This is a genomic window from Nocardioides sp. T2.26MG-1 (genome assembly GCF_950101795.1).
Lineage (GTDB): Bacteria > Actinomycetota > Actinomycetes > Propionibacteriales > Nocardioidaceae > Nocardioides.
In genome coordinates this window covers 56,246-70,088 of the sequence record NZ_CATNLZ010000008.1, presented here as the reverse complement: position 1 = coordinate 70,088, position 13,843 = coordinate 56,246, and the positions used below count along the sequence as shown (strand labels likewise).

At 67.5% G+C, this 13,843-nt stretch carries 12 protein-coding genes and 2 pseudogenes; 2 read left to right on the top strand and 12 right to left on the bottom strand.

From position 1 onward, the window contains the following. Nucleotides 1-320: 320 nt before the first annotated feature. From QQZ14_RS08615 to QQZ14_RS08590, 6 genes and pseudogenes are all read right to left on the bottom strand, one after another. Nucleotides 321-1,418, bottom strand: a complete 1,098-nt coding sequence (locus QQZ14_RS08615) for a BtrH N-terminal domain-containing protein (RefSeq protein WP_121258969.1) — start codon at nucleotides 1,416-1,418, stop codon at nucleotides 321-323. 133 nt (nucleotides 1,419-1,551) lie between these two features. Continuing rightward, nucleotides 1,552-2,163: a TetR/AcrR family transcriptional regulator gene (locus QQZ14_RS08610; RefSeq protein WP_284533841.1), complete on the bottom strand. Its 612-nt coding sequence runs from the start codon at nucleotides 2,161-2,163 to the stop codon at nucleotides 1,552-1,554. 66 nt (nucleotides 2,164-2,229) lie between these two features. Beyond that, nucleotides 2,230-2,910, bottom strand: coding sequence for a lysophospholipid acyltransferase family protein (locus tag QQZ14_RS08605; RefSeq protein ID WP_276311019.1), 681 nt, complete (start codon nucleotides 2,908-2,910; stop codon nucleotides 2,230-2,232). 143 nt (nucleotides 2,911-3,053) lie between these two features. After that, nucleotides 3,054-4,256 (bottom strand): NAD(P)/FAD-dependent oxidoreductase, encoded by a 1,203-nt coding sequence (locus QQZ14_RS08600; protein ID WP_284533840.1) that lies wholly within the window; start codon nucleotides 4,254-4,256, stop codon nucleotides 3,054-3,056. Nucleotides 4,257-4,267: 11 nt separating this feature from the next. Further along, nucleotides 4,268-5,644, bottom strand: a pseudogene (locus QQZ14_RS08595) (cytochrome P450); the annotation flags it as partial. Nucleotides 5,645-5,675: 31 nt separating this feature from the next. Further along, entirely contained in the window at nucleotides 5,676-5,996 is a 321-nt protein-coding gene (locus QQZ14_RS08590; protein WP_068121188.1) for a 2Fe-2S iron-sulfur cluster-binding protein, read from the bottom strand. 126 nt (nucleotides 5,997-6,122) lie between these two features. Between QQZ14_RS08590 and QQZ14_RS08585 the strand changes: the two genes are divergently transcribed. Next, nucleotides 6,123-7,133 carry an AraC family transcriptional regulator gene (locus tag QQZ14_RS08585; RefSeq protein WP_284533838.1) on the top strand — a complete coding sequence of 337 codons (1,011 nt, stop codon included), beginning with the start codon at nucleotides 6,123-6,125 and terminating at the stop codon, nucleotides 7,131-7,133. A gap of 11 nt (nucleotides 7,134-7,144) precedes the next feature. Here QQZ14_RS08585 and QQZ14_RS08580 read toward each other — a convergent pair whose 3' ends face one another. The 5 genes from QQZ14_RS08580 to QQZ14_RS08560 form a co-directional block, all read right to left on the bottom strand. Then, nucleotides 7,145-7,903, bottom strand: coding sequence for a transglutaminase-like domain-containing protein (locus tag QQZ14_RS08580; RefSeq protein WP_284533837.1), 759 nt, complete (start codon nucleotides 7,901-7,903; stop codon nucleotides 7,145-7,147). Nucleotides 7,904-8,115: 212 nt separating this feature from the next. Next, a complete protein-coding gene (gene istB / locus QQZ14_RS08575; RefSeq protein ID WP_284533836.1) occupies nucleotides 8,116-8,958 on the bottom strand; it encodes an IS21-like element helper ATPase IstB in 843 nt (280 codons plus the stop codon). Further along, complete coding sequence (gene istA, locus QQZ14_RS08570) at nucleotides 8,955-10,304, bottom strand: IS21 family transposase (RefSeq protein WP_284533835.1); 1,350 nt, start codon at nucleotides 10,302-10,304, stop codon at nucleotides 8,955-8,957. The genes istB (QQZ14_RS08575) and istA overlap by 4 nt, the downstream gene beginning before the upstream one ends. 136 nt (nucleotides 10,305-10,440) lie before the next feature. Next, complete coding sequence (locus QQZ14_RS08565; RefSeq protein ID WP_284533834.1) at nucleotides 10,441-11,367, bottom strand: IS3 family transposase; 927 nt, start codon at nucleotides 11,365-11,367, stop codon at nucleotides 10,441-10,443. Continuing rightward, on the bottom strand, nucleotides 11,364-11,771 hold the full coding sequence (locus tag QQZ14_RS08560) for a hypothetical protein (RefSeq protein WP_284533833.1): 408 nt from the start codon (nucleotides 11,769-11,771) through the stop codon (nucleotides 11,364-11,366). Before QQZ14_RS08560 ends, QQZ14_RS08565 begins: the two co-directional genes overlap by 4 nt. Before the next feature lie 72 nt (nucleotides 11,772-11,843). Here QQZ14_RS08560 and istB (QQZ14_RS08555) point away from each other — a divergent pair. Then, nucleotides 11,844-12,299 (top strand): annotated as a pseudogene (istB, locus tag QQZ14_RS08555) (IS21-like element helper ATPase IstB); the annotation flags it as partial. Between the two features lie 175 nt (nucleotides 12,300-12,474). Here the strand turns inward: istB (QQZ14_RS08555) and QQZ14_RS08550 are convergent. After that, nucleotides 12,475-13,572, bottom strand: a complete 1,098-nt coding sequence (locus QQZ14_RS08550) for a BtrH N-terminal domain-containing protein (protein ID WP_284533832.1) — start codon at nucleotides 13,570-13,572, stop codon at nucleotides 12,475-12,477. Between the last annotated feature and the right edge of the window lie 271 nt (nucleotides 13,573-13,843).

The following is a 13,843-nucleotide window of genomic DNA, read 5'->3' as shown; positions in this document are numbered from 1 at the left end:
AACGGCAGGCTCGAGCACCTACGCGGCTCCGCACTCGGGTTCCGCAACCTCACGAACTACATCGCGAGATGCTTGCTCGAGTCCGGCGGGTTCAGGCCTCGACTACACCCTGGATTGTGAAGAGCCAGTTACTGCGCTGGAGTCAACAAGCGGGGCGGGCACCCGTGACTGGCTACAGCGAATGGCGTCGACCGGACTCCCTTCGAAGGTTGTCTGGCGCTGCCCGAGGCCGGGCAGTGTCTGGAAGGCCCGAATGGCAGGACGTTGTGGCGCGGTGTCGCGCGACAACCACGTTGGCCCGTGTCCTAGCCTACGATTGGTCACCCATCCCTGAGTTCGCCCGCTGCTTTGCGCATCTGAGAGATGGCATGGTCTTCGTCGCTGGGGAGCGTCGCGGCGAGCTCATTCACCCGTCGCCAGCGGTCGAACGTCGCTCCGTCGCTACGGCCCGCCGCAGCCAGGGCCGACCACGTGTCCGCGCAGCGCAGGACCGCGGTTCCGGCCTTCGCCATCTCAGCGGACCCCGTTAGCCGCGCCACGTCGGCACAGAACTGCGCCTGCAACCGGCGGAACAGGCCGCCGCCGGTCCCTGCCTTCTCCACAAAGGCGTGGAGTGAACGCAGCGCGACGTCGAGCTCCGGTTCGGGCATGAGCCCCGGCCACCGGTCGACATCCTCGGCGAATACCGCGACTCCACTGATCCCCGCAGCAGCAACGGCATCCGGCGGCAGCGCCGACGTATCCGGGATAATCGCGGTTACCGCCGCTTGCATGTTCTCGACCGAGGCTACGAGGGCGGAAGCCACGGTCGGGCGGAGATCGGGCAGGATCTGGGGCCAGTTCACGAAATACGTGGTGTGCCTCGTGGGCACGGGGAACGACCGTGACGCGCGCGCCCGCGCAAGAGCCTCGTAGGGGACTTCCTGCACCTCGGCTCGGTCGTTGTCCACCACGAAAGCCGTCTCGGTCTTGTCGTCGTAACCGATCACGACGATGTCATGCCGACTCATCTGAAGGCGGACATTGAGGTAGGGCAGCTCAGCAATGTCCGCCCACATCAGCACGGGACGGCCTTGCTGGAGCTCTCTGCGGACCCAACCCCAACCGGTCACGGGGTCGTCGGTGCCACGGACGTCGACCTCTGCACCCAGCCTCGAAAGAAGGTCCACCTCAAGGTCGCTGCTACGCCCCACAAGATAGATCGGCGGGGCAAGCCCAGGTACCCGGAGGTAGGTGAAACCCAGACCACCGCCCATCCCGAAGACCAGACCTTCGCTCGGTACCTCCTCCCAGCCGAGACCGGCCCACTCCAGGAGGTCTCTCAGCGCTCCGGAACCGCAATGACCGGCCTCACGGTGGGGATAGTCCAGCAGGATCCGCCGCGGCTCCGGCTGTCGGGGTAGGGACTCAACTGACATGGCAACTCCTGGATCGGCTCGCAGCGCTCTGTGCGCACGCCGGTGGGTCGGGCGCGACGGGTTCCGCGACTCTACATTTCCCTGAGCCACGCAGGAGCTCGCGGTCGACGGCGGTCGTGACGGCTGGTGCAGGTCACGATTCGAGGGAAAGGAACCGGACGGCGACTTCGGAGATCTTGCTCGCCGTCGCGGTCCGGTCCCACTTGGGCAGCGCCAGATGACTGACCGTCAGGCGCACCATGGTGTCGGCCGCGTCGACGACGTCGTCTGGGGGAAGACTCGGGTAACTCTCCGCCACCCATCCGGCTAGGGTGTCGGAGGCGAGGTCGAGAAGCCGCGCGGATGTCGTGAGCAGCGGGAGCATCCCCGTGGACGCCTGACTGCCCGCATCCAGGTCGCGGTTGGAGATGAGCACTGCCTTGAGCAGGGGGCTGCGCTCGGCCTCGTCCAAGGTGTAGTCGACGGCTGCTGCGATGCCGCGTTTCGCATCGCCGATGTGTGCCTCCAGCGCCTTCTGGATGCCCTCCAGGAAGCGCGAGGCCTCGCGGAGTACGACGGCTTCTCCAAGGCCGGCCTTGTCACCGAACTCCTTGTAGAGCGCCGCCCGGGACACCCCGGCACGATCCGCGACCTCGCCCATGCGCACCCGGTCCCAGCCGCGGTCGACGATCAGGTCGTGGGCAGCCTCGAGGACAGCGGCGCGCATGTGCTCCCTGAACCGTTCGCGCATGGACGGTGCCCGCATGACAGAGACGTTAGCGATCTCTGTCTCGCGACCGACTCGCATCACTGACCTGGACACGCCCGCACGCTACCTAGCGTGCTCGTCGGCCAGTTGGTCGACCATGGCGGCGAGGGTGTCCTGAAGTCTCTGCACCCCCACAGTCACTGCCGTCGCCCTCGGCAACTCTCGGAGGTCCTCGAGTGGCACCGGGTCCCCGACCAGCAGGGTGACCCGACGACGGCGGCGGCCCAGCACCACCCTCCCTTCGTAGGCTGGCACGATCGCCTGCACGCCCCATTGAGCAACGGGAATCAATGGAGCTGAGGTCTCCAGCGCGATGCGAACAGCACCCGACCTGAGCGACATCAGACGCCCATCCGGTCGCTTCGTGATCGATCCTTCCGGATACACGACGACAAGAGCGCCACGCTCCACGGCTTCGACCGCGGCACGGATCCCAGACCGGCCGTCGGACCGATCGACCTCGACGTGGCCGGCCGACCGGAACCACCAGCCGACTGCTCTACTGTGAAACAGGCTCGCCTTGGCCATGAACCGGGGGGTCCGGCCCTGGGCGAGGATCATCTCCCCCAGGAACAGCGGGTCGGCCTGGGAGACATGGTTGGCCGCCAGCACCGCGCCTCCCGACCCGGGGAGGCGCTCCGTACCGCGCCAGTCCGCTCTCCTGCCCAGCAGCAGCAGCGGTTTGCAGACGAGCAACGCCAGCCACCACGCAGGCCCGCGGGCGTCTCCGGGGACGCGTCTCACGCCCGCGGACCGACGCGAGTCACGCAAGTCCGGAACGGGCAGGACTCTCATCGCCGTCCAGACCGTCGACCTCCAAGCCATCCTTGCTCACCTCGGCGGGCAATGGCTCGATGGTGACCACGACCAGCGGTTACTGCGGCTTCTCACACCGCCACCTCCGCTGTCAGTGCGGCCATGTCGACCGCGGTCCCCTGGGTGAGCATGCGTTTGCTGGCCATGAAGTCCCGGGGACGGTTGACACAGTCAGCGGCTATCGGCTCGCCCTTCCGGAGGTAGTAGCAGGTGAAGTCGCGGTCACGGGTCGGGCCACCGCTCACGACGATGTCGTCATAGCCGGTGTTGAGTCCCGCGATCTGGAGCTTGAGGTCATACTGGTCCGACCAGAACCACGGGAGCGCCGCCACCTCCTTGTCCTTTCCACAGATCGTCGCTGCTGCCACCTTGGCCTGCTCCACTGCGCTCGGGACCGACTCCAGCCTGATTCGTCGGCCGTAGCGGGGGATGTCCTGCGACGTGCAGTCCCCGGCCGCCACAATGGTGGGATCACTGGTGCGCGCCTGGGCGTCGATCAAGATCCCGTCGTCCACGACCAGCCCGGCTGCCTCGGCGAGCTCCGTGTTCGGCTCGATACCGATCCCAATGATCACAAGATCGGCTCGGACCGATTCGCCGCCGGCCAGGACCACCTCGCGTATGCGGTGATCACCGACAAGCGCCTCGACCGAGGCGTTCGTCCGCACGTCCACGCCCTCTTCTTGGTGGATCCGCGTGAAGAAGGCCGACACCTCCGGAGCGGTCACCCGCTCGAGGACCCGGTCTGCGGCCTCCAGCACCGTGACGTCGAGACCGAGCGCGCGCAACGAGGCGGCGGTCTCCAGCCCGACGTACCCACCACCCACGATGACGGCGTTGCGCCCGGGGATCGCGTCCTCGCGGATCCGCTCCACGTCCGACGACCGACGCAGGTAGTGGACCCCCTCGAGCTCGGCACCAGGGGTGCGGAGTCGCCGCGGGCGTGCGCCGGTGCAGAGAGCCAGAGCATCGTAGGACAGCCGGTCCCCCGTGCTGAGCAGGACCTGGCGAGCCGAACGATCGACTTCCTCCACAGAGGCGTCCACGCGCTCGATGCCCTGCTTGAGGTAGAAGCCCTCCGAGCGAATGGCCAACTCCGTCAGCGAGCACTTGCCCGAAAGGTACGCCTTCGACAGAGGGGGTCGCTGATAGGGCAGCACCGACTCGTCACCGACCAGCACGATGTCACCCGACCAACCCTCCTGGCGGAGGCTGGTCACCAGTTGCACGCCGGCATGGCTGGCGCCGACCACTACCGCGCGCGCCGAGCTCATCCGCCGTCCTTGGGGGTGAGCTCGACCATCAGCTTGCTGATGCCGCGAACGAAGTTGGACTGCACGTACTGCGGCTCACCGACCACATCGATCCTCTCGAAGCGCGGGAGCAGCTCCTCCCAGAGGATCCGCAGCTGCAGCTCGGCCAGCCGGTTGCCCATGCACCGATGCACGCCGAAGCCGAAAGCAACGTGGTTGCGGGCGTTGGGCCGGTCGATGATCAGCTCGTCCGGTCGCTCGAACACCGTCTCGTCGCGGTTGCCGGACGCGTACCACATGACCACCTTGTCGCCCTTGCGGATGAACTGGCCGTTCAGCATGGTGTCGGTCTTGGCGATCCGCCGCATGTACGCAAGGGGGGTCTGCCAGCGGATGATCTCAGAGACCATGTTCGGGATCAGGTCCGGGTTGGCCTTGAGCTTCTCGAACTGGTCGGGGTACTGGTTCAGCGCGAGAACTCCGCCGCTCATCGAGTTGCGTGTGGTGTCGTTGCCGCCCACGATCAGCAGAACGAAGTTGCCGATGAACTCCATCGGACGCTTGATCAGGTCCTTGGTGCTCTCATCGCTCTGCAGCATCGTGACCAGGTCGAACCCGGGCTCTTCGCCGGCCGCGAGGCGGGCGGCCTTGTCGTGCCAGAGTTCAGTGAGTCCTCGCGCCATCTCGAGCATGCCGCGGAACAGCTCGTCGTTGTCGGTAGTGGCGGGGCCGCCGTTGGTCTGCTCCATCGAGGTTGCCAGGTCCGACCACTCGACGAGCTTGTGCCGCTCCTCGAAGGGGAAGTCCAGCAGCGTGGCCAGCATGCGGGCGGTCAGCTCGATCGACACCGTGCTCACCCAGTCGAACGGTTCGTTGACGGGCAGGTTGTCCAGGACGTCCCTGACGCGCTCGCGAATGAGGTCCTCCATCTCGTGGAGGTTCTTCGGCGCGACGACACCTTGGACGGCGCGACGCTGTATGTCGTGTTTGGGCGGGTCCATGGCGATGAACATCGCGACGTCCATGAACCGCGGGGGTGTTCCGATGACGATGAGAGGCTCGGCGGAGAAGACCTCGTGGTTCTTGTCCACCGCCATGATGTCGGCGTGACGCGTCACCGACCAGAACGGGCCGAAGGGACTGTGGGGCTGGTAGTGGACCGGAGCCTCGTTGCGCAGACGTTCGAAGTAGGACGCCCACCGCCCCTGTCGGTAGAGGAACGGGTTGCTGAGGTCGATGTCGGCGAGGGGGACCTCTTCGACCGGCGGGATCGGGGCCTCGACGAACATCGGCCCGTTCGCGCCGGTGAGCCACCGCCGGCCCTTGTCGTAGAGGCGCGCGCCCTGGATCTGTCGCTCCAGGGGGATGGCGGACTCGACCTTCGTCTTCACTGTTTCTGGGATCTTCACTTCTGGGAACTTCATCTGGCTTGACCTCCTGCTACATCTGGAACTCGGGCAACTGCACGGTCAAGCCGTCCCACGATTCGCAGACTTTGACTTGGCACGACAGGCGAGACGTCGGCTGTCGCTCGGGGTTCATCGAGAGCATCTCCTCCTCCTCGGGACCGGACCGGCCGACCTTGTCGGCCCAGGCGGGATCAACGATCACGTGACAGGTGCCGCATGCGGCCTCGCCGCCGCAGTCGGCATCGATGCCCGGGATGGCGTTGTTCGTCGCCACCTGCATCAGCGAGCTGCCCTCCTCGAGCGGGGCCTCGTGCTGCTCCCCGTCGTGCGACATGAAGGTGACCACTGCCATCGACAATTCTCCTACCTTTGCCTACCGGATGGACGTTTCGGTGATGATTGTTGTCGACGGTCCGCTGGCAAAGCCATGTCGTATCGTGTCAGTATGTTGTGAATTCGGATCACGTGAGGGTTGCCTGTGTGGACAGACGAGCCAGGCGTCCCGTCGCTGGCCTTCGTGCAGCTGCTGAGCAGTCCGGCGATCGACGAGGACGCCGTCGAGCGTTTTCGCGTCATCATGGCGCGCGAGGGAACCGGTGAGCTGGCTCTCATCCAGACCCAGGGCGAGGCACCGCTGCGGTGGTTCCGCGAGGTCTATCCCGACCTCGACGTCGAGCAGGCCACCCGGCTCGGGATCGCCTGCGCAGAACACGCACAGCTCACGTCCTTCGGACCGTTGAGTGTCCCGTTGGTCAGCGCGTGCACAGTCGCAGAGGTCGTGGAGCTGCTGACCTACCTGCCCTTGATCACCAAAGCGGTCACCACGCAGTTCCATCCGCAGCAGGACGACCTGACGATCAGGCTGTCGGGGAACGCAGGCGACCCCGATCTCGACTGTCTGGTCGTCACTTACTGCGGACTGGCACTCATGCGGTTGATCGACCTGCTGGTCGGCGAGGCGTCGGAGGCGACCATGCACAGCCACTGGCCGGAGCCGAGCGGGCTACCCCGAGAGGCCGAGAGCCGGTCCCGGCTCGAGTTCGACGCCCCCTTCTCCTACCTGCACATGCCCGCGAGGACGCTTCGGGCTGCCTGCCGCTTCCCCGACCCGATCACCTACGGACTCGCCGTCACCGAGCTCCAGCAGGCGCTCGCGCGCCGAGCCGACACCCCGGAGTTCGCCCGCAGAGTCCGGGCGTTGCTCGACGACGGGTCCGGGGCGAGGACGATCCAGTCCGTCGCGAACGAGTTCTCGATGTCCTCGAGCACCCTGAAACGGCGCCTCGCCGCTGAGGGGACCAGTTTCCGGGAGCTGCTGCAGCAGTCGATGGTCGACCGCGCCAGGATGCGGCTTCTCGACCCCTCCACGTCGGTCAGCGAGGTCGCCAACGAGCTCGGCTACAGCGATCTCACCAACTTCTCGCACGCCTTCAAGAGATGGACCGGCAGCTCACCGAGCCACTTCCGAGGTGAGCACGAGCACCGTTGAGGCGAGAGTGCTCAGTCCGAGCTCACCGACGGGTCCACGGCTGCATGCTCGGTGGCCTCCCCGGTGTCGGCAGGAGCAGCGAAGGCGTCGTCGGCAACTCCGGCGCGGGGGGTCATGCGGCCGTAGGTCTGGTCGAGGGCAGTCAGGATCCGGTCCAGCGGGAGGTCGTCGAAGCTGCCGTGGTCCCGCACGTACTCCATGTGCCGGGTGCCGTCGGAGGTAAAGGCGTGCATGAGCGCGTCGCTCTGTCCGTCGAAGTCCACCGGGGGCACGTCGAAGCGCTCACACAGCTCGACATTGAAGGCCGGCGTCGCCTTCAACCATCGCCCGTCGAGGTGGACGCTGCAGTACCCGTGGTACACGAACAGGTCCGTGCCACCCATGACGGCCCGCAGGGTGTCGGTCTGCAGGTGGTTGCGGACGTCGGCGAAGCCCAGCCGGGCAGGGATGCCCGCGGCCCGCAGCACCGCGGCCAGCAGCACCGCCTTGGGAACGCAGTAGGCGCGGCCCGCCTCGAGCACGTAGCTGGCCCGGTAGTGCGCAGGGTCTCGGGACACCGAGTAGGGGTCGTACCAGACCCTGTCCCGGACCGCTGCGAAGAGCAGGCTCGCCCGCTCACGCGGGCTCGATGCGCCGGCGACCACCCGCTGTGTGAAGTCGCGCACCGAAGCGCTGCCGTGATCGAGGAAGAAGGTCGCCTCGAGGTGCGGTCCCGCCGTCGGTGTCATCGCCGCCGGTACGCGGTCGGCCTTCCCGACTTCGACGTCCATGCTTCGGCCTCCTCTACCCACGCGGCTGCGCACGGTGCGCGCCGTCCAGACGCTGGAGCGGTCCTCATCGGACGCTCAAGTAGCTGTCGTCGTCGATGCCGAGCCCGACGCTGTCAGCGAGATCGCGCAGGATCAACCACACCTGGTGCGCTGATGGCGCTCGCCGGAATTCCCCAGTGATGCTCATCGAAAGTCCCCACCCTGGGCGGTGGTCACTGTAGTGGTCGGCGGGTGCCGGTCGCGGTCTGACGGAGTGCGTCGTTCTTGGCGTGGTGGTCGCGGAGTCGGTAGGAGTCGCCGTCGAGGTTGAGCACGACGGAGCGGTGGAGGAGGCGGTCGAGCATGGCGGCGGCGACGGTGGTGTCGCCGAGGACCTCGCCCCAGGACGCGACGCCGCGGTTGGTGGTGAGGATGATGCTGGTCTTGAGGTAGCGCTGGGAGACGACCTGGAACAGCGCGGAGGCTGCCTCGCCGGGGAGCGGGAGGTAGCCGAGTTCGTCGATGATGAGCAGGGTGGGTCCGGCGAAGAACCGCATGGTGGTGGCCCAGCGTCCTTCGATCGCGGCGCGGTGGCAGCGGGCGGCGAGGTCGGCGGCGGTGGTGAAGTAGGTCCGGTAGCCGGCTTCGGCAGCAGCGCGGCCGAGGCCGACGGCGAGGTGGGTCTTGCCGACGCCGGGTGGTCCGATCAGCAGCACGTTGATGGCGGACTCGAGGTAGCGACACGTCGCGAGCTCGTTGATGAGCTTGGGGTCCACGCCGGGAGCGGCGTCGAAGTCGAAGTCGGCCAGGGTCGCGGGGGTGGGCAGCGAGGCGAACCTGAGTCGTCCGGCGAGCTTGCGTGCTTCGGTGGCCTCGACCTCGCGGGCCAGCAGGTGCTCGAGGGTCTGGGTGGTCGACCAGCCCTGGGCGTCGGCTTCGGCGAGCACGCTGGGTAGGTGCTCGGCTGCGGCGGTGAGCTTCAAGGTGGCGAGGTGGCCACGCAGTTGCTGGTAGAGGCTGGCCTGGCTCCCTGTCATCGGCACGGTCATCGGGTCGGTGTTGATCGGGTTGGTCACGTGAGGGTGTTCCTTCCGGTTGCTGCTCGGTCGTACTTGGACAGGTCGATCACCACGTCGTCGCGTTCGGCGACGGCGGTGGGCTGCTGGGCGGCGCGGAGGACGTCGGCGGCCGCGCGGGCGGCTGGCCCGGGTGGGATGCGTTCCTTGCGCCGGTGGGGTCTGCTGGTGTCGTGGCCGGCGAGCACGTGCTGCTCGAGGGCGATCACGTGGCCGTGGTCGCGGACCATCACCCCGGCGCCGTCGGGTGCGAGCTCGTGGCGGGCGACCACGATCCCGCCGAGGGTGGCGATGTCGAGGTGCTGGGCACCGAGCCGCTGGGACACGGTGACCTGGGCGCGAGCGAGCTCGGGTGGGACGGAGTAGAAGTTGCCGCGCCAGGCGACCAGCGCCTGGGCGGACACGGTCCGTTCCTCGGTGATCGTCGCGGGGAACGGCGAGGCCGGCACCGGCGCCAACGGCTCACGCTCGGCGATGGTGAGCACGCTGGCGCGGCCATCGACGCCGGCGGGACGCAGCCGCGCGTCGCCGCGGGTGGCGCACCACTTGTCCAGCGACGCCTGCGCTTCGGTGATGGTGACGTCGTCGGGCAGGGTGCGCCACCAGCGTTGCGCGGCGGTGTGGTTGGACTTCTCCACCACGCCCTTGCGGTTGCCGCGCCGCGGTGGGCAGATCGCGACGTGGACGCCGTAGTGCTTGGCGACCGCGGCGAAGGTGGCGGTGACCTTGCCCGACTCGGGGTGGCACACCGTGGTCATCCGGTCGAAGCGCCACTTCTTCGTCAGCCCGCCGAGCTTGCGGGCGGTCGCGTCGAGTCCGGCGATGAGCTGTGCCTGGTCCTCGGCCGGGGCCAGGGTGCCGCGCCACTTCCCGGAGTGGGCCAGCGCGCCGACCAGCAGGCGCGCGTGTTTGCCCCACCCCCACGACGTCGGCGGATCCGGGAGCTCGACCCAGTCCCACTGGGTCTCCTCACCCGGCGGATGCTCGATCACCGCTGCCGGACGGCCTCTTGTGGCGCTGCAGGGCTCGCAGTGCGGCCGCAGACCACGGGTGCGGATCTGGCGGGTGAACGTCGGATACGACCGGTCGTAGCCGAGCGCGACGACCTCGTCGAACAAGGTCACCGCCCACAGGTGCGGATCCTCGGCCAGCCGGGCGCGGACGTAGTCCACGTACGGCTCGAACGGATCCTCCCCGGCCGGCTTCCGTTGCCCGGCGACCCGGCCGCCGTCGAGGTAGGCGCGGATGGTCTTGCGGTCCCGGCCCAGGTGCCGAGCGATCGCGGAGATCGTCCAGCCCTGCCGGCGCAACGCGTGCGCGTCGATGTCTTCCTCCCGTGTCAGCATGGGAAGCGAGGGCTCCTTCGTGAGACGGCGTGTGGTCAGAGACCGCCATCTTCGAAGGAGCCCCACCCGCTTCCGGATGGGGCCACGGGGTGGGGAATTTCAGTGAGCAGAACTGGGGAGATTCACCTGAGCGTCATCAACGGTTGCCGAACCGTTCGGGGTGAGCGGCCTGGGCTGCGTCGAGCGTGTGCTGGCGCTGGGCCCGGATCTCGGTCGCGGTGCCGTGGTGGACCGACGCGGGAGTGTGCAGCCCGATCCCCGAATGGCGGTGCTCGTGGTTGTAGTAGGCGAAGAACGCCTCGCAGAACGCCCGGGCGTCGGCCAGCGACCCGAAGCTCTCGGGGAAGACGGGCGCGTACTTCAGGGTCTTGAACGCCGCCTCGCTGAACGGGTTGTCGTTGCTCACCCTCGGTCGGGAATGGCTGCGGTCCACGCCGAGGTCGAGCAGGAGCTGGGCGACGGGCTTCGATGTCATCGAGGTGCCCCGATCAGCATGGACGGCCACGGGGATGCCATGGACGCCCATCGCCTGCTCCAACATGGTCTTGGCGATCTCGGAGTCCTCGCCGTTCTGGACGGTCCAGGCCACGACGTAGCGGGAGAAGATGTCGAGCACGACGTAGAGCTGGAACCAGACCCCGCGGCCGGGGCCGCGGAGCTTGGTGATGTCCCACGACCAGACCTGCCCCGGTCCCGTGGCCATCAGCTCAGGCTTCTTCTTCGCCGGATGGGTGGCCTGGCGGCGTCGCTCGCCGGCCGCACCGTGGGCGCGTAGCAGTCGGTGCATGGTCGACATCGAGCACAAGTAGGTGCCCTCGTCGAGCAGCGTGGCCCACGTCTGGGCCACCGACTTGTCACAGAACCGCTCGCTGGTCAGCACGTCGAGGACCCGCTCCTGCTCGGCGGCGGTGAGCGCATTCGGTGGCGTCGGCCGGGGGCGCGGTTCGCGTACCCGCGAGGGCTGCTTCGCGCGGTAGTGGCTGCCACGTGGGCGGCCCAGCAGCTCGCACGCCCGCTTCAGGTTGACCTGCTCAGCGAGGTCATCGACAGCGGGATTGATCACCGCTGCGGCGGCTTCGGCGTGCCCGTGCTCTCGGAGAGCGTCTCCAAGAGCGCGTGTGCTTTTCCCACGATGTCCAGCGCAGCCCTGGTCCGAGCGAGCTCGGCCTCGGCCCTCTCCGCCCGGACCCGCAACTGCTCGATCTCACGGTCACGCCGATCCCGGGACTTGGGACCGAGCGCCCTGGTTGCGCCTGCCTCGGCGGCCTTGCGCCACTCCACGATGTGGGAGGAGTACAGGCCCTCCCGACGCAAGATCGCACCACGCTCACCACGGTCGGCCGCCTCGTACTCGGCCACAATCTGCGCCTTGTACTCCGCGGTGAACGTACGTCGCTTCGGACGGTCAGCTCGAGGGGTCACCACCCCATCATCAAGCCGGGCAGCATCAGCCAACGTCATCGTCATCAGGTGTCTCGCTTCTCGCCCCGTGCAGAGGGAAGGAACTCAGAAGTCGTGTCTCACCTCAGCCTGACGCACAGGGGCCCGCCCGGCACCGGCAAGACACACCTGGCCACAGGGCTGGCGATCCGCGCCTGCCAAGCCGGGCACCGCGTCCAGTTCGCCACCGCCAGCCAATGGGTAGACAGGCTCGCCGAGGCCCACCACGCCGGCCGGCTGCAAGACGAGCTCCGCCGACTGGTCCGCTACCCAGTGCTGGTTATCGACGAGGTCGGCTACATCCCCTTCGAACCCGAGGCAGCCAACCTGTTCTTCCAGCTCGTCTCATCCCGCTACGAACGCGCCAGCCTGATCGTCACATCGAACAAGAACTTCGCCCGCTGGGGTGAGGTCTTCGGCGACGACACCGTCGCCGCCGCGATGATCGACCGGCTCGTGCACCACGCCGAGGTCATTGCCCTGAAGGGCGACTCCTACCGGCTGAAGAACCGAGAGCTCGGCCGCGTCCCCGCAGCCGTCAACGAAGAGAACTAGAGGCCGAGGGGGTCAGTTTTCAACCGACGGAAGGGGGTCAGTTTTCGGCCGCCGTTGACACGATGGCAGAAACAACAGTCAAGGTCGATGGACCTGGGAATGCCTGGACTGCCCCAAGCACGGAGCCTCGGCGGTGGTGCTCGCGTGCTGCGTCCGCTGACTTGCCTACGATTGGTCACCCATCCCTGAGTTCGCCCGCCGCTTTGCGCATCTGAGAGATGGCATGGTCTTCATCGCGGGGGAGCGTCGCGGCGAGCTCGGTGACCCGTCTCCAGCGATCGAGCGTCGATCCGTCGCTACGGCCGGCCGCAGCCAGAGCCGACCACGTGTCCGCGCAACGCAAGAGCGCGGTTCCGGCCTTCGCCATCTCAGCGGACCCCGTTAGCCGCGCCACCTCGGCACAGAACTGTGCCTGCAACCGGCGGAACAGGCCGCCGCCGGTCCCTGCCTTCTCCACAAAGGCGTGGAGAGAACGCAGCGCGACGTCCAGTTCGGGTTCACCCATGAGTTCCGGCCACCGCTCGACATCCTCGGCAAAGACCGTGACCCCACCGATCCCGGCTGCAGCAACAGCACCCGGCGGCAGCGTCGAGGTGTCCGGGATGATCGAGGTCGCCGCCGCCTGCATGTTCTCGACCGACGCCACGAGGGCAGAAGCCGCAGTCGGGCGGAGATCGGGCAGGATCTGGGGCCAGTTCACGAAGTACGTGGTGTGCCTCGTCGGCACGGGGAACGACCGCGACGCGCGCGCCCGCGCAAGAGCCTCGTAGGGAACTTCCTGCACCTCGGCTCGGTCGTTGTCCACCACGAAAGCCGTCTCGGTGTCGTCGTCGTAACCGATCACGACGATGTCGTGCCGACTCATCTGAAGGCGGACATTCAGGTAAGGCAGCTCAGCGATGTCGGCCCACATCAGCACAGGACGGCCTTGCTGGAGTTCGCGGCGGACCCAGCCCCAACCAGCCTCTGGATCGTCGGTTCCCCGAACGTCGACCTCGGCACCCAGCCTGGCAAGGAGGTCGACCTCGAGGTCGCTGCTACGCCCGACGAAGTAGATGGGAGGGGTGAGATCCGGCACCCGCAGGTAGGTGAAGCCGAGACCACCGCCCATTCCGAAGACCAGAGCCTCGCTCGGGACCTCGTCCCAACCCAGACCGGCCCACTCCATGAGGTCTCTCAGCGCTCCGGAACCACAATGCCCGGCCTGGCGGTGAGGATAGTCCAGTAGGACTCGTCGCGGCTCTGGATGACGGGTAGGGACCTCGACTGACATGACAACTCCTGAATCGGCGTCGCGGCACGGTTCCGCGACTATACATTCGTTCATGCATGCATGTACCTCAGCGGTCCAACGAGAAGACCCTTCGCCCCTGCCCCGCCCGTCGAGTGACGGCTCGAGACCTGCGCTGGGCGAGGACGACCCACCCCACCCCTCACGTGACGCCTGTCGCGTCAGGGTGCCAGCCGAGCTGCGAAGGACGTGTGGGGTGCCCGGGCATGATGCTCGGCTCAAGCCAACGCCCGCAGCCCTACCACGGTGGCCG